Source organism: Streptacidiphilus carbonis, assembly GCF_000787775.1.
GTDB classification, from domain to species: Bacteria; Actinomycetota; Actinomycetes; order Streptomycetales; family Streptomycetaceae; genus Streptacidiphilus; species Streptacidiphilus carbonis.
In genome coordinates, this window is record NZ_BBPM01000097.1 from 1 (window position 1) to 18893 (window position 18893).

20 protein-coding genes are annotated in these 18893 nt (G+C 69.3%); 7 read left to right on the top strand and 13 right to left on the bottom strand.

Annotated elements, in window-relative coordinates:
• The first annotated feature begins 190 nt into the window (after positions 1 to 190).
• Positions 191 to 715, top strand: coding sequence for a Zn-ribbon domain-containing OB-fold protein (locus tag TR46_RS45485; protein ID WP_084719238.1), 525 nt, complete (start codon positions 191 to 193; stop codon positions 713 to 715).
• Positions 716 to 781: 66 nt separating this feature from the next.
• Positions 782 to 2245 (top strand): glyceraldehyde-3-phosphate dehydrogenase, encoded by a 1464-nt coding sequence (locus TR46_RS36235; protein WP_042411017.1) that lies wholly within the window; start codon positions 782 to 784, stop codon positions 2243 to 2245.
• Between the two features lie 213 nt (positions 2246 to 2458).
• On the opposite strand, the gene TR46_RS36240 is transcribed toward TR46_RS36235, so the two are convergent.
• The 3 genes from TR46_RS36240 to TR46_RS36250 all read right to left on the bottom strand — a co-directional run bounded on the left by TR46_RS36240 (position 2459) and on the right by TR46_RS36250 (position 5445).
• Positions 2459 to 3892, bottom strand: coding sequence for an MFS transporter (locus tag TR46_RS36240; protein WP_042411019.1), 1434 nt, complete (start codon positions 3890 to 3892; stop codon positions 2459 to 2461).
• Positions 3889 to 4251, bottom strand: a complete 363-nt coding sequence (locus TR46_RS36245) for a MarR family winged helix-turn-helix transcriptional regulator (protein ID WP_042411020.1) — start codon at positions 4249 to 4251, stop codon at positions 3889 to 3891. Before TR46_RS36245 ends, TR46_RS36240 begins: the two co-directional genes overlap by 4 nt.
• Before the next feature lie 342 nt (positions 4252 to 4593).
• Entirely contained in the window at positions 4594 to 5445 is an 852-nt protein-coding gene (locus TR46_RS36250; RefSeq protein WP_042411022.1) for a LysR family transcriptional regulator, read from the bottom strand.
• A 95-nt stretch (positions 5446 to 5540) separates the two neighbouring features.
• Between TR46_RS36250 and TR46_RS36255 the strand changes: the two genes are divergently transcribed.
• Positions 5541 to 6272, top strand: a complete 732-nt coding sequence (locus TR46_RS36255; RefSeq protein ID WP_042411024.1) for an SDR family NAD(P)-dependent oxidoreductase — start codon at positions 5541 to 5543, stop codon at positions 6270 to 6272.
• Positions 6273 to 6775: 503 nt separating this feature from the next.
• Here TR46_RS36255 and TR46_RS36260 read toward each other — a convergent pair.
• Positions 6776 to 7132, bottom strand: a complete 357-nt coding sequence (locus tag TR46_RS36260; RefSeq protein ID WP_042411026.1) for a VOC family protein — start codon at positions 7130 to 7132, stop codon at positions 6776 to 6778.
• Entirely contained in the window at positions 7129 to 7956 is an 828-nt protein-coding gene (locus TR46_RS36265; protein WP_042411046.1) for a MerR family transcriptional regulator, read from the bottom strand. Before TR46_RS36265 ends, TR46_RS36260 begins: the two co-directional genes overlap by 4 nt.
• Positions 7957 to 8361: 405 nt before the next feature.
• Between TR46_RS36265 and TR46_RS42950 the strand changes: the two genes are divergently transcribed.
• The gene (locus TR46_RS42950; protein WP_161790268.1) at positions 8362 to 8502 is read left to right on the top strand and encodes a hypothetical protein; all 141 of its coding nucleotides are present in this window, start codon (positions 8362 to 8364) and stop codon (positions 8500 to 8502) included.
• 59 nt (positions 8503 to 8561) lie between these two features.
• Here the strand turns inward: TR46_RS42950 and TR46_RS36270 are convergent, their stop codons facing one another.
• Both TR46_RS36270 and TR46_RS36275 read right to left on the bottom strand, forming a co-directional pair.
• A complete protein-coding gene (locus TR46_RS36270) occupies positions 8562 to 9023 on the bottom strand; it encodes a hypothetical protein (RefSeq protein ID WP_201776482.1) in 462 nt (153 codons plus the stop codon).
• A 173-nt stretch (positions 9024 to 9196) separates the two neighbouring features.
• On the bottom strand, positions 9197 to 9898 hold the full coding sequence (locus TR46_RS36275; RefSeq protein WP_042411028.1) for an anti-sigma factor family protein: 702 nt from the start codon (positions 9896 to 9898) through the stop codon (positions 9197 to 9199).
• A gap of 278 nt (positions 9899 to 10176) precedes the next feature.
• On the opposite strand from TR46_RS36275, the gene TR46_RS36280 reads away from it, so the two are divergent.
• From TR46_RS36280 to TR46_RS36290, 3 genes are all read left to right on the top strand, one after another.
• Complete coding sequence (locus TR46_RS36280; protein WP_042411030.1) at positions 10177 to 10701, top strand: COG4315 family predicted lipoprotein; 525 nt, start codon at positions 10177 to 10179, stop codon at positions 10699 to 10701.
• Positions 10702 to 10935: 234 nt separating this feature from the next.
• A complete protein-coding gene (locus TR46_RS36285; protein ID WP_042411033.1) occupies positions 10936 to 12030 on the top strand; it encodes an NHL repeat-containing protein in 1095 nt (364 codons plus the stop codon).
• Between the two features lie 239 nt (positions 12031 to 12269).
• Complete coding sequence (locus tag TR46_RS36290; RefSeq protein ID WP_084719239.1) at positions 12270 to 13493, top strand: DNA glycosylase AlkZ-like family protein; 1224 nt, start codon at positions 12270 to 12272, stop codon at positions 13491 to 13493.
• A 39-nt stretch (positions 13494 to 13532) separates the two neighbouring features.
• Here TR46_RS36290 and TR46_RS36295 read toward each other — a convergent pair whose 3' ends face one another.
• From TR46_RS36295 to TR46_RS36320, 6 genes are all read right to left on the bottom strand, one after another.
• The gene (locus TR46_RS36295) at positions 13533 to 14288 is read right to left on the bottom strand and encodes a DUF2071 domain-containing protein (protein WP_042411035.1); all 756 of its coding nucleotides are present in this window, start codon (positions 14286 to 14288) and stop codon (positions 13533 to 13535) included.
• Positions 14285 to 14617 (bottom strand): metalloregulator ArsR/SmtB family transcription factor, encoded by a 333-nt coding sequence (locus TR46_RS36300; RefSeq protein WP_042411038.1) that lies wholly within the window; start codon positions 14615 to 14617, stop codon positions 14285 to 14287. The genes TR46_RS36295 and TR46_RS36300 overlap by 4 nt, the downstream gene beginning before the upstream one ends.
• A 204-nt stretch (positions 14618 to 14821) precedes the next feature.
• Positions 14822 to 16597 (bottom strand): RNA polymerase sigma factor, encoded by a 1776-nt coding sequence (locus tag TR46_RS36305; protein ID WP_042411040.1) that lies wholly within the window; start codon positions 16595 to 16597, stop codon positions 14822 to 14824.
• 208 nt (positions 16598 to 16805) lie between these two features.
• Entirely contained in the window at positions 16806 to 17669 is an 864-nt protein-coding gene (locus TR46_RS36310; RefSeq protein ID WP_084719240.1) for an LAETG motif-containing sortase-dependent surface protein, read from the bottom strand.
• Positions 17670 to 17808: 139 nt separating this feature from the next.
• Complete coding sequence (locus TR46_RS43520; protein ID WP_052433421.1) at positions 17809 to 18258, bottom strand: hypothetical protein; 450 nt, start codon at positions 18256 to 18258, stop codon at positions 17809 to 17811.
• Between the two features lie 71 nt (positions 18259 to 18329).
• Positions 18330 to 18893, bottom strand: a 564-nt coding sequence (locus TR46_RS36320) for a class I SAM-dependent methyltransferase (protein WP_042411044.1), incomplete at its 5' end; no start/stop codon positions are given.

An 18893-nucleotide genomic window follows, 5' to 3' on the forward strand; every position in this document is an offset into this window, starting at 1 on the left:
ACCCATGACGTGACCGGTGCCGGATCCTGTCCTGGACAGCCTGGATCCGACACCGGTCGCACCCCCTCCGACCGTCGCCCAGCGTCTCGAGCCCGGGCGGCGGTCGGTGCCAACCCGGCGCCCAGGACGGGAACGAGCGCTGGCTGCCCCGGCGACCGCCCCATCCTCCCCCCAGAGAGCGAACTTCGACATGTCCGCAGAGACCCAGGTGAAGCCCACCAGCCATCCAGCCGACGCCGTGCAATCCGGCCGGATCCACCAGCCGCCCAGCACGCCGGAGACGCTGTCGTTCCAGCGTTGCTCCTGGTGCGCCAGCCCCGTGTTCCCCGCCAGGCTGCTGTGTCCTGTCTGCGGATCCGCGGAACTGACGTGCGAACAGAGCCGCGGAACGGGTCGAGTGCACAACAACCGTGGGCACAGGAACAGCGATACCCAGCAGACCGCGCTGACCGTAGAGCTCGACGAGGGTATACGCATCATGGCGGTGGTCGAGGGCGTCGCGTTCAACTCCGTCGATGTGGGCGCCCGCGTCCGATTCCATGGAATGCGCACCGGGCCTGACCCGCTGCCGGTCTTCGACGTACTGAGATTTACGGAACCCGACGTCGGTGACGCTCCAGTCGCTCCGGTCCCTCAAGGGCATGCGAGGACCATCCGCCGAACTACAGCGCCAGAGGTGGCTGCTGCCCGTTTGCACTCCGGCCCGTCCATGTGATCACCGCTCAGCGCCTCGACCAATGCCCGTTACCGGCCCACGGTGGCCTAGCTCGAAAGATGGACTGTGATTATCAACGAAGACGTGTTCACGGAGTGGAAGAACCGAGAGGAGATCGCCGAGTCGATGATCCCGATCATCGGGGGACTGCATCGTGAACGGGACGTCACCGTCCTGCTCCACAGCCGCTCCCTGGTGAACAAGTCGGTGATCAGCATCCTCAAGACCCACCGGTTCGCCCGCCAGATAGCGGGTGACGAGCTCTCCGTCACCGAAACGCTGCCGTTCCTGCAGGCTCTCACCGCGCTCGATCTCGGCCCTTCCCAGATCGACATCGGCATGCTCGCCGCAACCTACCGGACCGATGAAAGCGGCCGCTCGGTGGAGGAATTCACCGCCGAGGCCGTCGCGGGCGCCACCGGCGCCAACAAACTGGAGCGCCGCGAACCGCGTGACGTCGTCCTGTACGGGTTCGGGCGCATCGGCCGTCTCCTCGCCCGCCTGCTCATCGAGAAGTCCGGTTCAGGCAGCGGCCTGAGGTTGCGCGCCATCGTCGTACGCAGGAGCGCCGGCGACGACATCGTCAAACGCGCCTCGCTGCTGCGCCGTGACTCCATCCACGGCCAGTTCCAGGGCACGATCACCGTCGACGAGGCGAACAACAAGATCATCGCCAATGGCACCGAGATCACCGTCATCTACTCCGACGCCCCGACGACGGTGGACTACACGGCGTACGGCATCAACGACGCCATCCTCATCGACAACACCGGCAAGTGGCGCGACCGCGAGGGCCTGGCGCAGCACCTGCGCCCCGGTATCGCCAAGGTGGTCCTGACCGCGCCCGGCAAGGGCGACGTCCCCAACATCGTCCACGGTGTCAACCACGACACGATCAAACCGGACGAGCGGATCCTTTCCTGCGCATCCTGTACCACCAACGCGATCGTCCCGCCGCTGAAGGCGATGGCGGACGAGTACGGTGTCCTGAGCGGCCACGTGGAGACCGTCCACTCGTTCACCAACGACCAGAACCTGCTCGACAACTACCACGACTCCGACCGCCGCGGCCGCTCGGCGCCGCTCAACATGGTCATCACCGAGACCGGTGCCGCATCCGCCGTCGCCAAGGCGCTGCCCGACCTCCGGGCGAGGATCACCGGCAGCTCGATCCGCGTCCCGGTGCCGGATGTCTCGATCGCAATCCTCAACCTGCGGCTCGCCCGAGAGACCAACCGCGCTGAGGTCCTCGACCACCTCCGCAATGTGTCGCTGACCTCGCCGCTCAAGCGCCAGATCGACTTCATCAGCGCCCCCGACGCCGTCTCGAGCGACTTCATCGGCTCACGCCACGCCTCGACCGTCGATGCCGGTGCCACCCGGGCGGAGGGAAACAACGCGATCCTCTACCTGTGGTACGACAACGAGTTCGGCTACTCCTGCCAGGTCATCCGCGTCGTCCAGCACGTCTCAGGCGTGGAGTACCCGACCTACCCGACCCCGGAGATCGGCAGGGGCCCAGCAGCCTGAGCCCGGAGGGGACGCCTCCCATGCACCGGGCTAGCGTCTGCCACTTTCGGCGCTTCAGCCCTCGACCTGCGGTCCTCGACATCTGGTCTCCGACGGTCGCCCGTCCGGCCGCAGTGGGCTCCAGGCCGGTCCCCGGCCCTGCCCCGGGGACCGGCGCGGCCGACCCCTGACAACCCTCCGGGGCTCGCCGGCAAGACCGCCGCTGAGCAGTACTTACGGGTTGGTCCAGGACGAGCGCCGGCGGGCGAGAGCGAGGCTTGTCAGCGTCGTGATCGCCATGGCGCCGATGCCGACCAGCGCCGCGGTGGTGTAGGCGCTGTCGTCGGGGAAGAGGTGGCCGGTGCCGGTGCCCGCGGTGAGGATCAGGCCGCCGGTGGCGCTGCCCAGGGAGTACCCGACGCTGCGGACGACATAGTTGAAGCTCATGGCGCTCGACGTCTCGCTCTTGGGGGTGACCGCCAGGATGACGCCGGGCATCGCGGCAGAGAAGCCGCCGACGCCGAAGCCGAGCACGCCCATCGCCGCGAAAAGTTCGGCCAGGTTCGACCGGGCCGCCGCGAAGAGGGCGAACCCGCCGCCGACCAGGACGGCGCTGCCGCCCAGGAGCAGGGGGTCGGCGATCCGCGTCCGGACTCGCGGCGTGAGCTTGCCGGCGACGAACCCCAGCGCCGAGAACGGGATGAGAACCAGCCCGGCGACGAAGGTCGTCAGCCCGAAGCCGTAGCCGGCGCCGTGGGGTGTCTGCGCGTACCGGGTGATGAGCGTGAGCAGGAGGTACATGCCGATCCCGCCGACGAACATGGCGAGGTTCGCCCCGGCGACCGCCGGGTGCCGTACCGCCCGCACATCGACCAGGGGCGTCGTGCTTCGCAGCTCGAAGACTGCCCAGACGCAGAGCAGCGCCACCGCGACGGCGGCGAGGCCGGCCGCCACGGCGAGGTGCCGGCTCCACAGATTCCGTTCGCCGGCGAGGAACAGCACCAGGAGCAGCGCAGCGGCCAGGACGACCGCGCCTGCCACGTCCACATGCGCAGTACGGCCTTCGGGGGCTTCGGGCATGGAACGCCAGGCGGTCAGGAGGGCGGCGGCGGTGACGGCCAGGCCGAGGCCGTAGGCGGCCCGTACTCCGCCGAACTCGGCGAGCAGTGCGGCCAGCGGGTAGCCGACGCCGGCCCCGATGATCGAGACCACCGAGATCAGGGCGATCACGGCCGTGCTGCGCTCCTCGGGGAGGTGGTCCCGGGCCACGCCCATCATCAGCGCCGTCAGCCCGAGCCCGACGCCCTGGGCTGCCCTGCCGGCCAGCAGCCACGCGAACGGCAGTGGTAGCACGGTGAGCGCGCTGCCGGCGACGACGACTGCCAGCGTGGCGAGGATCGTGGCGCGCCGGTGCCGGCCGGCTCCGAGTCGGCCCAGGACCGGCGTGGCGACGGCGCCGCTCAGCAGCGCGACGGTCAATGTCCACTGCGCGCTGCCCAGCGAGACATGGAACGAGGTCGCCACGCTGGTGATGAGCGGCGTCCCGAGGCTGGCGACCGCCGCCACGACCAGAGCGATGAACACCAGGGCGGGGACCAGCAGCCGCGCATCGGAACGTGCCACCCGGAAGGCCTTCACCGCGGCTCCCCCGACCGGCTGCCCGGTCACTGCTTCGGCCCTTCGCGGTCCTGGCTGTCGAGCTCTGCCAGATGCTTCAGCGCCGGAAGGGCCGCCACCAGCGCCTCGACCTCGTCGCCGGTGAGCTCGCCGATCAACCGCTCGAACGCGTGGACGCCCGCCTGGCGCCGCGTCCCGACATAGGAGGCGCCGGCCTCGGTCAGGCATACCAGCGTGACCCGCTTGTCGGAGGCGTCGCCCCGCCGCTCGACCAGGCCGGACTCCTCCATCACCCGGACCAGGGCGGTCATCGCGGGCTGGGTGACGCCCTCGACCGCGGCCAGATCGGTGATGCGCCGCGGGCCGGTCCGGTCCAGCGTGGCCAGCGTGGCGGCGGACGTCAGGCTCATGTCCCGGGGCAGGCGTCGCGCGGCCCTGGTGGCCAGGCCGTAGAGGGCTGCCCCGATGGCGGCGGGCGCGCCAGGAGCGGTGTCTTGACGACTCATGCTCGAAGCATAGCAGTTTTATATTCATCGTTTATGTAAATCATCGGATCGGCAGGTCAGCCGTAGCACGCCCTGCCGTGCCATGAACCAGGGTTTGATCCCAGGCAGTTGGGTCATAGCCGATGGGCGTTCCGGCCGGCCGGGAAGCTGACGTGCGCTCAGTTGGTCCTCGAGGACGGGCGGACGGGGAGGACCAGGCCGTCCGGCTCACTGGTCATGCCGCCGCGGGCAGGTCCCGTATGGGAACTACCGGAGAGAGGTCGCAGTCCGGACAAGGTCGGCGACGGCTCTGGACCGACTGTGCGGCGGCCAGGCGATCACGGTGGTGACCTTCGGCGCGTCCAGCACGGGCACGGCGGCGAGGTCATCGGGCAGTTGAGTTCGGCACGACTCCGGTGAGACCGCGCAGGCACGGCCGAGCGCGACGAGCTGCAACAACTGCGCGTGGTCGCGGACCTGTGGGCCGGGGCCGGGCGGGTAGGTGCCGTCGGGTTCGGGCCAGCGTGGCAGGGGCAGGCCGGGGAGCCCGGAGACGTCGGCCATGTGCACATGGGGGCGGACGGTGAGCGGATGCCCGGCCGGCAGGACCACAACCTGGCCCTCCGTGCTGAGTTCTTCGGTGTGGAATCCGGCCGTCGAGTCGAACGGCCGGTGCAGTAGCGCCACGTCGGCCCGGCCCTCGCGCAGAAGCCGTTCCTGCTCGGCCGGGCCGCACAGGGTGACGTCAATGGGGACCGCGGCGGGTTCGGCGGCGTACGCGTCCAGCAGTTTCGCCAGCAGTTCACGGGACGCGCTGGCCTTTGTGACCAGGACCAGGCCGGGACGGCCGGTCGGGGGAAGGGCGGCGCGGCGGGTTCGGCGCTCGGCCGCCTCGACCGCTTCGAGAACCGCCCGTCCCTCGGCCAGCAGCACCGTGCCGGCTTCGGTCAGCGTGACAGTGCGGCTGGTCCGATCCAGCAGCGCTGCCCCGAGTCGGCGTTCGAGCTGATGGATCGCCCGTGACAGAGGCGGCTGTGTGATCCCGAGCCGCTGCGCGGCGCGCCCGAAGTGCAACTCTTCAGCGACAGTGACGAAGTAGCGCAGTTCCCTGGTCTCCATCCGGCCACGGTACTCCGGATCAATACCTGGAAGGTATCGTTGCCCACCCAATCGGTCTTGGACCCCCGCCGGGGTCCGGGAGCAGCATGGTCCCCATGAGCGAACGAACGATTGCGCTGGTCACCGGCGCAAACAAGGGAATCGGTTACGAGATCGCCGCAGGCCTGGGCGCGCTCGGCTGGAGCGTCGGCGTCGGCGCCCGCGACGATCAGCGTCGCAAGGCCGCGGTGGAGCGACTGCGCGCGGCTGGCGTCGACGCGTTCGGCGTACCGCTGGACGTGACCGACGACGCGAGTGCGACAGCCGCTGCACAGCTGATCGAGGAACAGGCCGGGCGCCTCGACGTGCTCGTCAACAACGCCGCCATCACAGGCGGCATGCCCCAGGAGCCCACCCGCGTCGATCCCGCCACCATCCGCACGGTCGTGGAGACCAACGTCATCGGCGTCATCCGCGTCACCAACGCGATGATGCCGCTGCTGCGCCGCTCCTCCTCACCGCGGATCGTGAACATGTCCAGCAGCGTCGGCTCCCTCACCCGGCAGTCAGGGACCGCTGCTGAGCTGACGACAGGTCCAGTGGCCGTGGCGTACCCGCCGTCGAAGACGTTCCTGAATGCCGTTACCCTCCAGTACGCCCGGGAGCTGAGCGGCACGAACATCCTGATCAACGCAGGTTGCCCCGGCTACGTCGCGACCGACCTCAACGGCTTCCGGGGAGTGCGCACCCCCCAGCAGGGCGCGGCCATCGCCATCAAACTGGCGACCCTGCCCGACGACGGCCCGACGGGCCAGTTCTTCGAGGACGCCGGCGTAGTGCCCTGGTGAATTTCACGGCGGTCATCACCCCCGCAGCCACCAGGGGGAGACCGCGCGTCAGGTTCCCGACGGAGTCGGCCGCCCAGGCCGACGCTCCGGCCTCCACGACGCCCTCATTTCGCCGGGCTGGATCGTCATCTGCCGGCGACGCCTCAAGAAGGCCACCACATGATCGTGTCACGAGCTCCAGGGAATGGGTAGCGTTCGCATTCTCGTGTGCCTCGCAGTCGGGTCAGCGGTATCAATAACGGTCGCTGTCTCACGGGATGATACCGGGCCAGGCCTTCGGCCCGACATCATCGCCGCAACCCGAAATCCGTACCAGAACCCGGCGGCTATTCAGACTGCCAGGTCGCCAGGTTGAAGAGTTTGCCCTCCGGGTCGGCCAGCTGCGTCAGAAGTCCGCAAGGGCGACGGAGTCGGCGCAGTCGACGTTCACGGATGCCCAGCTCGCCTTGACGGTGGTGGTCACGGTTGGGTTCCTTGCGGTGGGTACGTACAGATGGAGTCGTTCATCCGGCGATCACGTCGAATTCGTTGCCCTCCGGGTCCTGCAGCGTGGTCCAGCGCATGCTGCCCATCTCGACGTCTGCCTTGCGGCTCGCGCCGAGTCCGAGCAGCCGCTCGACCTCGGCGTCCAGGTCATCGGTCAAGAGGTCCGGGTGCATCCGGTTCTTCGCCGACTTGCCCTCGGGGACCTGGGCGAAGTACCAGCACGGCCCCGTCCGGTCGGTCTCCTGCGTCCCGATGGACGCGAACTGCTTGCCCGCGCCTGGGTCCAGCTCCTGCCCGAGCACCTGCGCCCAGAAAGCGCCGAGCTCGGCGGCATCCGCGCAGTCGAAGGTCAATGCGTGCAGTCGGTTCGTCATGATTCCTCTTCTCCTGTGGTGGAAAGCACCGGCCAGCACACTTCGGTGATCAGGCCGTGCTCGTCGTTCGTGTCACGCGCGCCGATCACGTAGTTCTCCCGGATCGCGGTGCGGGTGGGGGAGGCCAGGCCTCGTTCGGCGACGAAGCTGCCCAATGCGGCATAGGTCCGATCGAGCTCCCGCAGCGGGCCGTGGTGCACCGCCACCGCCAGCGGGCCTTGCGGCAGCGTGTCCCCGACGTGGCCGGCGGACGCGCTGAGCGGAATGAAGGCGGTGACCTCGCCGACGTGGGACTCGAACAGCTCCGCGCTGTAGAGCGCGCCGTCCGGGCCACCACGCAGGCCGGCGTCCGAACCGATCTGGCGTCGCAGGTCGGCGAGGGTGTCGGGCAACCATTGGAAGACCTCGTCCCAGGCCACGCGCGCGGTTGCCGTCACGGCCGCGGCGGTGGCCGGGGTGTGGAAGGCGACGTCCAGTGCGGGTCCTCCACCGCCTTCCAGGAGTTGGCGCAGCGAGGCCACCGCTGTCTGTGTCTGCTCCAACTGGCGCTCCATGCTGCGTAGGTGGTCGGCGATTACCTTCTCGCGCACCAGCGGATCGGTCGCCGTCAGCACGAGCTTGACCCGCTCCAGCGGCATACCCAGATCGCGGAAGCGTCGGATGAGCTGGGCCGTGGGGGCCTGCGCCGTGGCATAGAACCGGTATCCGCTGCTGGGATCGATTCGTGCGGGGCTCAGCAGCTCCAGATCGTGGTAATGGCGCAGCGCCTTGACGCTGACGTGAGTCAGTCGGGAGAACTCCCCGATGCTCAACAACGCAGCCATCAGCTGTCCCCTCCGTTCCAGCGGACCGGCCGAGGACATGCCGCCCCGGAATCCAGCAGCCCCAGCTCCGAAGCACCCCGCTCAGCCACCAGGCCTGCGAGGCTGACGGGTTCATTCAGCGTCCTCATCACGGAACCTCCTTTCAGGTGTCGTCCCGCCGATGGCACGACTCTCCGCTCTCCCGCTACAGGAGGGTCAACAGACTTGATCGGTTTCTTGGGGATGCTGCCCCCTGGCGCCCACCGCTGTCATCATCACGGCCTGTCGGACCCGGTGTCCTGATGGACGGTGGTGCGCGATGGAGCGGGAGCGGGCGCAGGCGCAGGCAGTGGCGGTCGTGGCCGAAAGAGCTGGTGCATAGAGAATTGGCGAAGACCGCCGCGTCGGCATCCCGGGCAGGTTCGCATGGTGCTGTCCATGGTGATGGCCATGCTCACCGTGGTCGCACTGCTCTGCGGTGTGTTCAGTCTCTATGTGGTCGGCCGCCCCGGCGTCGTGGGCGACCCCAGCCGTCGGCGTCGAACCGCTGGCGCGCTGGCGCGCTGACGCGCTGGCCGCTGACCGCTGACCACTGACCACTGACCGGTGATCCCACGGGCCGCAGGTCAGGGCGTCTTCCGGTGCTGCCGGTGCGCCAGCAGGAGGCCGACCACGGCGAGGACGGCTGCGGCGGCCTCGGCCACCAAGGAGAGGGTCTTCTCCGGATACCAGATGGGTTCGTACATGTTCCGCAACGGCCCGAACGCGCCGACGTCGACGTAGCGGTACAGCAGCACCGCGCCCACGCCGCCGGCGGCCACCAGCAGCGCGTACGCCCATGCCAGCCGACGCGTGCCGAACCCGATCATCAGCAGCGCTGCCAGGGCGGCGGCTGCGGCCTCGACGCGGAAGAGCTGGCCCTGGCTGATCCCGCTGCCGCCGAAGTCGTAGGTGGGGGCCAGGTCCGCGTGCACGTAGGCGTCCACGGCGAGGCCGGCGGCGGTGAGCAGCCGGAGCGCCCACAGTGCGGCCACGGTCCAGGCGGTGAGGCGAACGCCGCGAGCGGCAGCCGCGTGGTCAGCTTGCACGACGGTCACCCCCGCGGGTGCGGGTCCAGCAGGTGGTTCCGCTGGTGGTTTCGCAGGTGGCGGGGTGCATGTCGCCATCCCCTTTCACGGGGTCGGACCCCGGCCGGGATCTGTCTCCCGGCCGTGGATACGCCGGCCGTGACGGTTCGGTTCACTGGTGCGCCGGGCGGTCATCATGTCCGCGGCAGCTCGACGAGCAGTCGGCCGGAGTCGTCCAGGACGTCCATCCCGCTGATGTCCTGCGGGCTGATCGAGGTGGAGGCTGGGATGTTCACGCTCGTGGAATAGCCCGAGGCCCAGGTGGCCGCGGTCTCGCTGCGGCCGTCGCGGGCGTGCACCACCAGATGGCAGGTGACGGCCGGTGGCAGCCCGGCCAGCTTCAGCTGCACGACGGTGCCCGACTGGCCGGGCGTGAGCGTCGCCGACGCCGACACGTGCGTGACCGGGCTGGTGGCGGACACGCTGAGCGCCGGAGGGGAGGCAGCTGGCCCGGACCCGAAGGCTCCCAGATAGATCCCCACCCCCGCGCCCACGGCCGCGACGGTCGTCGCGGCGGCGGTCAGCACCCGTCTGAGCCGCCGGTGGCGATCGCCGGCGACGGCGAACGGCTCCGCATCCGTTCTGGCGGCGCCGACCGAGGTTGACCGCTCGCCCGATAGGACGTCCCGCGTCGCGTGCCGGGCCACGGCGGCCGCGGTCTCGGGCAGCTCCTCGAAGGCCGTGTGCCGGAGCAGTCCGACCAGTGGAGCCAGTTCCACCAGCTCGGCCCGGCAACGCGCGCAGTCGGCGACATGCCGCTCGACGGCTTCGCGCTCGTCCCGGTCGAGGGCCCCGAGCAGGTAGGCGCTGAGGGCGTCGTTCTCATGGCACGCCATGGTGCTGTCACCCCATCCCACCTGCGATAGCACAGTTAAGGGAGCCTGCGAGTCGGTCGGCACGGGCGAGTACGTGGGCGAGTGCCGGTCTTGCACGTTCGCTCGGGTGCCACACCAGGGATACGCCAACCGGACGCAATACGTTCAAAATCGGGCAGAGCCATATGAACCCGGTGTCACCGACGTGCGTATCGCAGAACAGGACCCGCCTCGCGCGGGCTCGCGTACCGACCGCTTCGCACCGGGCGGGGCGGTGGTTCCAGCGGAAGAAGCGTGTCATGAACCGTGTCTTCGCCATCGCAGCCGGCGCGGTCGCCGTCGCGGCCCTGGCTGTCGGATGCAGTTCCACGACCAAGAGCGCGGTCTCCCCGCCCGCGTCCAGCGGCGCGTCGACGTCCTCCGCCGCGCTGCACACGCAGAACTCGACGTACGGGCAGATCCTCGTGGACGGCTCCGGCCGGACCCTGTACCTGCTGACGGCAGACTCCGGTTCGAAGTCGAACTGCAACGGGACCTGCGCGTCGATCTGGCCGCCCGACACCACGAGCGGAACACCGAGCAACAGCGGCGTCACCGCCTCGATGGTCGGCACGACCACGCGCACCGACCACACCAGTCAGGTCACCTACAAGGGCCACCCGCTGTACACCTTCGCCCACGACACCAAGGCCGGTGACGTGAACGGCGAGGGCATCGCCACCTTCGGCGGGACCTGGTACGTGGTCGGCACCGACGGCAACCCGATCATGAGCGCCCCCTCGACCCCCGCGCCGAGCACCACGGGCGGCGGTGGCGGCTACTGAGGCCGGCCGCGAACCGGCGCCGCGAACACCCTCGGCCGCCTGCGGGATCGGCCGGGCGGCGGCGAACCCTCCTGCTGCATCCGGCTGGTCCCGGGGCCGACCATGGCGTGCCGTCACCGGCCTGTCGGGACTGATGCCTAACGTGGCGTCGGATTCGTCCCGACTTCTGCTCCTGCCCGGTCACCGGGCCGGGCCCACGGAGGAGTGTTCGTGAGACTTGGAACGCGCGCGCGAATGACCGCGCTCATCGCGGCGGCCGGCGTCATGTGCGCCGCCCCCGCGGCCGCCCGTACGCCGTTCGTCGGACCGCTGCACACGGTGCGTGACATCGCGTCGACGGTCCCCGCCAACGGGGATGTGAACCCTTACGGCACCGCCCTGATCCTGCGCACGCAGGGGGAGCTGCGCGCAGGGAACGTCCTGGTCAGCAACTTCAACAACCGCAAGAACCAGCAGGGCACCGGCACCACGCTGGTCCAGGTGAGCCCGCACGGCCACGTCACGCAGTTCGCACGGATCGCCCCGGGCCGCCTGCCCGGCGCGTGCCCCGGCGGCGTGGGACTGACCACAGCCCTGTCGATCCTGCCCGGCGGCTGGGTCGTCGTCGGCAGCCTCCCCACCAGCGACGGCACCTCGGCGACGGCCAAGGCCGGCTGCCTGCTGGTACTGGACGACCACGGCACGGTCCGCCAGACCATCTCCGGCCACGGTATCAACGGCCCGTGGGACATGACCGCCCACACCCGTGGCGACCAGACCGACCTGTTCGTCACCAACGTGCTCAACGGCACCGTCAAGGCCGGCACTCGGGGCACACACCGCGGGACCGTGCTGCGGCTGACCCTGTGCACGCGGGACCACGACGTACCGCCGACGCTGCTCTCGACGACGCAGATCGGCTCGCGATTCGAGGAGCGCACCGACGTGGCGGCGCTGGTCATCGGCCCGACCGGGGTCGGCCTGGGACGCGACGACACCCTGTATGTCGCCGACACCCCCGGCAACCGGATCACCGCGATCAGCAACGCCTCGACACGCACCACCGACGCCGGCACCGGCCGGGTCGTCACCGCGAAGGGCGCCCTCAAGGGTCCGCTCGGCCTGGCCGTCGCACCCGGCGACGAGATCCTCACCGTCAACAGCGGCGACGGCAACCTCGTCGACACCTCCGCCCGGAACGGAGCACAACTCGCCCACCGCCCCCTCGACATCTCCGGCTCACCGGCGGGCGCCGGCGCGCTCTTCGGCCTGGCGATCGACCAGCGCCGCAACGAGGTCTACTTCGTCGATGACGCCGTCAACAAGCTGGAGGTCCTCCAGGCCCCCTGACCCGCAGCCGGAGATCGGAGGTGCGCTCGCTGACGGATCGTCGGCTCAACGGCGGGCGCAGTCCGGCAGCACGGCGTCTTGCGTCGAACGGACCAACCGACTGGGGAACCGCGAGCGGGCCTGGCCGTTTCCGCGGATCCGACCGGGGTTCCGTGAATGATCCTGAGGCCGTGAGCATGCCTCAGCCTGAAGTGGCGAAAGGTGGGTGAGCTTCGGAGGCCACGGGCTACTGTCTCCGGATGGAGATCACAGCTGAGGCGGCGCGTCGCTTTCTCGTTGCTCGACACTTCCTGTCGCCCGGGCGGTCTGTGGAAGGAGGCCGCGACGGGGTGCTGGAGGTTCTGCGGACGCTCGGGTCGATCCAGTTCGACCCGCTTGCCGTCGCCGGCCGGAATCACGACCTCGTTCTGCACGCCCGTGTCGCCGACTACGAGCCCGCCTGGTGCGACCAGCTGTACCAACGCGGTGAGATCTTCGAGGCGACCAACAAGGCGCTGTCGTTCATCCCGACCGGCGAGTTCCCCTGGTTCCGGCTGGGCTTCGGCCGTAAGGGGCCCCGCTTCCACAACGCGATCCTCGCCGACAACCCCGGGGTGGCCGAGCGTGTGATCGAGCGCATCAGAGCAGACGGCCCGCTGTCGACGCTGGATTTCGAGCGTGAGCACGGGGCGGCGAAGGACTGGTTCGGGATGCCGGAGAACGTCGTGCGCGCCGTACTCGAGGCCCTCACAGTCGAAGGCGTGGTGGGCCTGGCACGGCGCGAAGGCAATCGCCGGTATTACGACCTGCTGGAACGGCTGCTTCCGGCCGAGGTGCTCGGGCAGGTGGTACCCGAGCGCGAACAGCTCCTGCACAAGATGCTGTCCCGGTACCGGGCTCACGGCCTGCTCGGCACCGGTGGTGCCGGCGGAACGTTCGACCGCATCGCCCCACCGACCTCGACCCCGGAGCGGGTCGGCCGCAACGAGCTGCGCAAGGAACTGGTCGGCACCGGCGCGCTCGTTCCCGTCCAGGTCCAAGGCGTACGCGGCAAACGCCTGGTCCTCGCCGACGAGTTCGTGCTGCTGCAGGCGCCGCCGGAGCCGGCCCCGTCGGTGGTGTTCATCCCCCCGTTCGACTCACTGCTGTGGGACAACCAGCTGCTCGCGAGCCTGTTCGGCTTCGAATACGTGTGGGAGGGCTTCTTCCCGCAGGCCAAGCGCCGATGGGGCTGGTACGTGCTCCCGATCATGTTTCGCGACCGCTTCGTCGGCCGGTTCGAACCGCGGATCGACCGGGACCGGGCCTGCGTGGAGGTGCTCGACCTCTGGTGGGAGGACGGCTTCTCGCCCAGTGGCGCGAACGGGTTCGTCGACGCGATGCGCGACGCCTTGAGCGCATACCTGCGCTTCGCGGGCGCGGGCGGCCTCGAATGGGCGCCGCACCTCGGCCGTGAGAAGCAGCTCTTCCTCACTCATCTGTAACCGAGACCTCGCCCGAAGGCCAGATCGACGGAATCCGCATCACCCGGACGCCTGAACGCGAATTGGGTCTCGCTCGGAAGCCATGGCCGCGAGCGGCTGCCAACTCGCGGGAACGTCGCGCATGACCAGAGCGCAGTCCAGGGCCGCACTTCCCGGGGGGAAGCGGTCCGGGTCGTCGAAGAAGGACGACGCGGCGGAGCGTACCCGGCCGGCTTCCACGTGCCAGGCGTCCGTCCGCAGTTCCATGCCGTCCAGGTGACGGCCGGAGCTGGTGGCTGAGAAGCCCTTCGCCCCGCCCTGGAAGAAGCGGGAAGCCTCGGCGAGATCGGCGAAGAGCTCGCTGCCTCGCAGTTCGTCGGACGACTCGACGGTGACGTCCACCCTGGTGTCGCCATCCCATGTCGCCAGTGCGACATGCATCTGACCGGGGGTCTCGTGCACCTCGAAGTCGGCGCGCCCGTGTTCGCCGGGGAACAGGCGGCCTCCGGCCCAGGCGTTGAGCCGCGAGGCCGTGTCGCGTCGTGGGATGTAGACGCCGGTCTCGACGCCGTCCGCCCCGTCCCACTCGACGGCGATCCGATGAGCCGCGTTCTCGCTGCGCAGTCCGAACGCATGGGGTGCCCAGGCAGGTCGGACACTTCCCAGGCGTAGCAGGCAGATGCCCGCGACCGCGTAGCCGTGCACCAGTTGAGGGCGTAGTGGCCCGGGGAGCAGCCGTGCCGCGACGTCCGGCGCGACGCGGTAGTTCACCAGGAGCCGTCGTTCGATGATGCTGGCCAGTCGCGGCTGTCTCATGATCCCTCGCTCTGCGCCCCGGGGCGCCATCTGGTGTGACGAAGCACCATCTGCTCGGGGCAGACGGCGCTGAGGAAGCGACTGATGCAGGTAGCCAGACGATCGCCGTCCAGCGCGTAGATGATGCGGTTGCCTTCCCGTCGCTCGGTGACCAGTCCCGCTCCCCTGAGCACGCCGAGATGTCGCGAGATGGAGGGTGCGCTGATCGCGAACCTGGCGGCGATCTCACCGGCCGCGAGTTCACCGCCTCTGAGATCCTCGAGGATCTGGCGCCTCGTCGGATCAGCGAGGGCCCGGAAGGCCCCCGCCTCGTCCTGTGCTTGTGCCATGGTAGATATTTAGCACCTTAGCTAAGTACCGAACAAGGGCCCGAGTGCTTCCGTCCGCGGAGGTGCTGTCGACCGCTTCGGCTCGGCCTGCCAACCGAGCCGCTTGGTCACTGTGACGCCCAGTCACGGCTCCACGAAGAGTGGATCAGACCCGTCTGCCGTGTCCCCTGACACACAACCGCCCGGCCCGAGGGCGCGCGTTTTTTATGGCTGGTCGGCCTCGACTCGGGAGCGTTGGGGCAACGATGTGGGGTCCGCAGGATTGTCCCTGGTGAGGTACTGGGGAACGGGCGTGTCGTCGGCGCCGGTGTCGCGCACCAGTCCGTAGCGCACCCTGCCGTTGGCGGGAACGGGAGAGGGCGGCTGGGTGATGTCGTCGATGATGCTGGTCCGGGTCGTGGGCCCGACGATGAGGTTGTAATCGGTCCCTCGTTCGTTGAGGTGCAGGGTGACTGTGCCGTCGAGGTAGTAGTACTCGTTCTGCCACATCTGCTGAGCGCCCTGGGGCACGGTGCTGTAGCCCAAGACGGGCTCACCCATCCAGGTGTGCCCGTGTGGTGCCCAGGGCCAGGTGTCGTCCATCCGGTGGCCACCCCCGGAAGCCACATGGAACAACTTGCCCTTGAGCCCGGTCCAGGTCGGCATCTGGATCTGCCCGGGCCCGCGCGTGAAGTACTCGACCTGCCAGTCGAGCATGAAGTAGCCGCGGCCACTGATCGTCAGATACTCGCCGCGATGGGCCAGGAGGTAGGTGCCGCGGGCCTCCGGCTTGGCGTAACTGCCCGACATGGCAACCGGGCCGGCCTGTCGCCGTTCTGGAAGCGGCGCAGGACGCGCGTCGGGCGCGGGCGCACTGTCGACCTGGTCGACGGTCTGTCCATATATCAGGGAGGGGCGCGGGGCGGTCGGGCTCGGCAGGACCGGGGGCGCTGGTGAGGTCGGGTGCTGTGCAGCGGTGGGGGTGGCGGACGGAGTCGCGGGTGCGGCTGTCGCGGGTGGTGGGGCCGTTCTATGGTCGAGGCCGTAGCCGGCCGCGGCCGCGCCGCCCAGCACCAGCGCACCCGCGGTCACCAGTGCCATGGGTTTGGCCGTCAGATGCCGGCCGATCCTGGCCACGCGCAGGCCGGACCGGGACGAGGGTCGCGCGGCGTCGACGGCATGCGCGGCCGCCGCGTGCGGGGTTCCCGCTTGGTACAGCAGGCTTGTGGCGAAGCCGGCCGGCAGCGGTACGAGTGCGATGCCGGCGAGCAGCCCCTCGGCCGGGACCAGGTCCAGAGAGCGCTGCGAGCAGGTGGGGCACTGCCGGATGTGACGGCTGATTCGTTTGCGCCACACCGCGGCTGGTACACCGTCCCAGGCCGAGGTGAGCGACATCAGATCCGCACAGGGTGGTGAGGACCTCAATGCGCGCACCACGGCCCTGGCCGTGTCCAGTCGGGCTTTCATCCGCTGGACCCGCACGGCGGCGTGGGCCGGCGTGAGGTCGAGGACGGTCGCGAGTTCCTCGCGGGTGAGCTGGCCTGCCGTCTCCAGCCACCACAGCGAGAGCAGTTCACGCTCGTCTGCCTCCAGCCAGCGCGTCGCCTCGGCGACCTCCCGGCGCTGCCCGGAGAGCCCGAGCCTGAGGATTGTCACATCGACGAAGTCGGCGGCCGGGTCCGCTGTGCCGGACAGTTCGTCGCGAATGCCGACCGCTGTCCGCGTCTGCTGGCTCCGCCAACGTTCGCGGACCTTCTGCATGGCGATGGCCACCATCCAGGAGCGGAAGCTCTCGGGTCGGTGCAGGCTTTCCAGGCCGCGAACGACCTGCAGCATCGTCTCCTGGACCACGTCGTCCACGTCGATGTGCCCGTCGAGGGCCCGCCCGGCGATGTTGTAGACCAGCGGAAGGCAGTGCCTGACCAACTTGTCGAGCGCCTGCCGGTCGCCGGCACGGGCCGCCGTGACAATGGCGACGTCCGCGGTGTAGTCCACGTACATGCGTGCACCTCGGCCGCAGGCCCTGGGTGCTGTCAGCCGAGGCCGGTCGACAGCGCCCAGGGCCGGCGGAAATCAGGGGCGAGAGCGGGAACGCGGGTTGTCGCCCCGCATCTCGCCGGTAGGAACGTGGTTGCCCAGGCGGAACATATGAACGAAGGCCGCGACTGGGGACCGGTGGCTCCGGTGGCGGGACTGCGAGTTTGTCAGGTCATCCGCGAGGCGTCCGACTCGGGGCCGTCCGGCGTCGTCGCAATCGCAGCAGGCCCCCTCCCAACACCACCAGCGTTGCCCCTGCAACGGCCAGAACCGGAGTCACCGAGCTCGCCCCGGTGCTCGCGAGGGAGGCTCCCGGTGCAGCGGCCTTGGCCGTCGGCGTCTCCGGGGCGTTGCCGGCCGCGTCGGTCGCTACAGGGGTGCTCGGGGTCGCTCCGGAGGATGTACCCCCCTCCGAGGAGGATGCGGACGGGGGACTCGCCGCGTCGGCGTCCAGGACCACGCCGGGGATGCCGCTTCCGGCCGGGTGGACGTCGCTCTCGACCTGCTGCCAGCTCTTGGGAGCGACACCGAGGTTGTACCTGCCGTTCTTGCCGTTCTCGGCCTCCTGGCAGGTGACGGTGATCGTCCCGTCCAGGTAGTAGTACTCGTTCACCCAGATCATTGGAGTGCCGGCGGGCAGCGTCTCGTAACCCGTCGACGGCTTGCCCATCCAGGTCTGCCCTGCCTCGCCCCCCGGGACAGGAGCGTCCATGCGGTGGCCGGCGGACGCGACGTGCATGAAAGTGCCCTGCCGGTCGGTGAAGGTGGGCATGGACACGGTCCCGGTGCCCCTCCAGTACTCGATCTCCCAGCGGAGCACGAAGTAGCCCTTCCCTCGCAGCGTGACGGTGTCACCGCGGTGGAAGAGCAGCCACTGACCGCCGAGGTAGCCCTTGACCGGTGCGACCCAGTGGCCGCTCACCGCGTACACGGCCGTCGCCTCGGCACGGTGCGGCACCTGTCCCGCCGGCACGGCCGCCGACGAGGTGCCCCCGGTCAGCATGCTGAGTGCGACCGCTGCGAGGGCAGTAGCCATCCGTGTAGTGCGCAAGAGGTCTCCTTGATGAGTGTCTGTATCGCCGTGAGCCCATGACCCCGCTCAACGGCCTGCAGTCAGGAGAGCGGTGAAACCGTGCGCGATAACCGAAACCCAGCAACGAATTTCTCGGAGACGATCACAGCAGCGCGCCAGCGGACCAGCCAGGTTGAAACCGCCCCCAGAACTCCCCTCGCGCAGCAACTTCGCCGCCGACTGAGCACCTGGACGTGAGCCTGGAGTTCGCCCGCATGCGCAAAACTCCTCGGGCGCGGCGCCCCCTGGTGTCGCGGACGTGGCGCAGGGCCTCGATCTTCCGGTGGTCGCGGACCAGTTTCGCGAGCTGGGCGGCAGCGCCCTGCTCGGCGGTCAGGCCGGTGACCGCGTAGACGGTGGTGATGATGGTCTTGCCGGTCTTGCCGGTCTTGCGGTCGATGCGGCGGAGCTTGATCTGGACAGTCTGGCGGGCTCCGGGGAAGAGCAGACTGCTGACGGTGCAGGCCTTGATCCGGCGGATGTCGGCACGGCCGTGGCCGGTTGCGCGGATGCGAGTCCCACTCCCAGACCGTCCAACCTGGCAGATCGTCATGATTCGGATGCCCCGCGACTACGCAGAAGCCCTGCCCCGCCGAGGCCCTGCCGGCCAGCCCTACGGCTTCGTCAGCCCGGCTTGACCGCCAGCGTCGCAAAGTAGTTCGACATGTACTGAGCGGATGCGTTGGATTGGTGCGGCGCTTCCGCGAAGCCGGTGAGAACGAACCCCGCGGCGAGTTGCCCGCCGATCTGGTCGGTGAGGGTGTGGCTGTATTCAAGAGCGGCATCCGCGCCGAACTTCGCGGCGCGTTCCTCGGCGGAGTAGTGCGTGACATCGCTGTAGGGCAGCTTGTGCACGACGATCAGCTCGTCGCGCTCGTCGAGCGCCTCGTGGTCGAACAAGTACGCATCGGGGTTGAGGAAGCCCACGAGCAGAGTTCCGCCTGGTCGCAGGACACGGAAGCACTCACGCCACACCGCTGACAAGTCCGGTACGAATAGGTTGGAGACCGGATGGAATACGACATCGAATGTTGCGTCGCCGAAGGCGCTGAGGTCGCGCATGTCGCCTAGGACGGTGCGCAGTTCGAGTCCGTCGCGCTCCGCCACCATCTGGTCCTGGCCGAGCTGGCGGGTTGAGTTGTCGAATACGGTGACCCGCGCCCCTGCGGCGGCGAGGATCGGGCCCTG

Bases quoted from the DNA above. Each gene is read 5' to 3' on its own strand.
- TR46_RS45485 (WP_084719238.1), top strand. From the start codon at position 191: ATGTCCGCAGAGACCCAGGTGAAGCCCACCAGCCATCCAGCCGACGCC.
- TR46_RS36245 (WP_042411020.1), bottom strand. From the start codon at position 4,251: ATGAGCCTGACGTCCGCCGCCACGCTGGCCACGCTGGACCGGACCGGC.
- TR46_RS36250 (WP_042411022.1), bottom strand. From the start codon at position 5,445: ATGGAGACCAGGGAACTGCGCTACTTCGTCACTGTCGCTGAAGAGTTG.
- TR46_RS36255 (WP_042411024.1), top strand. From the start codon at position 5,541: ATGAGCGAACGAACGATTGCGCTGGTCACCGGCGCAAACAAGGGAATC.
- TR46_RS36260 (WP_042411026.1), bottom strand. From the start codon at position 7,132: ATGACGAACCGACTGCACGCATTGACCTTCGACTGCGCGGATGCCGCC.
- TR46_RS36265 (WP_042411046.1), bottom strand. From the start codon at position 7,956: ATGGCTGCGTTGTTGAGCATCGGGGAGTTCTCCCGACTGACTCACGTC.
- TR46_RS42950 (WP_161790268.1), top strand. From the start codon at position 8,362: ATGGTGCTGTCCATGGTGATGGCCATGCTCACCGTGGTCGCACTGCTC.
- TR46_RS36275 (WP_042411028.1), bottom strand. From the start codon at position 9,898: ATGGCGTGCCATGAGAACGACGCCCTCAGCGCCTACCTGCTCGGGGCC.
- TR46_RS36280 (WP_042411030.1), top strand. From the start codon at position 10,177: ATGAACCGTGTCTTCGCCATCGCAGCCGGCGCGGTCGCCGTCGCGGCC.
- TR46_RS36285 (WP_042411033.1), top strand. From the start codon at position 10,936: ATGACCGCGCTCATCGCGGCGGCCGGCGTCATGTGCGCCGCCCCCGCG.
- TR46_RS36290 (WP_084719239.1), top strand. From the start codon at position 12,270: ATGGAGATCACAGCTGAGGCGGCGCGTCGCTTTCTCGTTGCTCGACAC.
- TR46_RS36295 (WP_042411035.1), bottom strand. From the start codon at position 14,288: ATGAGACAGCCGCGACTGGCCAGCATCATCGAACGACGGCTCCTGGTG.
- TR46_RS36300 (WP_042411038.1), bottom strand. From the start codon at position 14,617: ATGGCACAAGCACAGGACGAGGCGGGGGCCTTCCGGGCCCTCGCTGAT.
- TR46_RS36305 (WP_042411040.1), bottom strand. From the start codon at position 16,597: ATGTACGTGGACTACACCGCGGACGTCGCCATTGTCACGGCGGCCCGT.
- TR46_RS36310 (WP_084719240.1), bottom strand. From the start codon at position 17,669: ATGGCTACTGCCCTCGCAGCGGTCGCACTCAGCATGCTGACCGGGGGC.
- TR46_RS43520 (WP_052433421.1), bottom strand. From the start codon at position 18,258: ATGACGATCTGCCAGGTTGGACGGTCTGGGAGTGGGACTCGCATCCGC.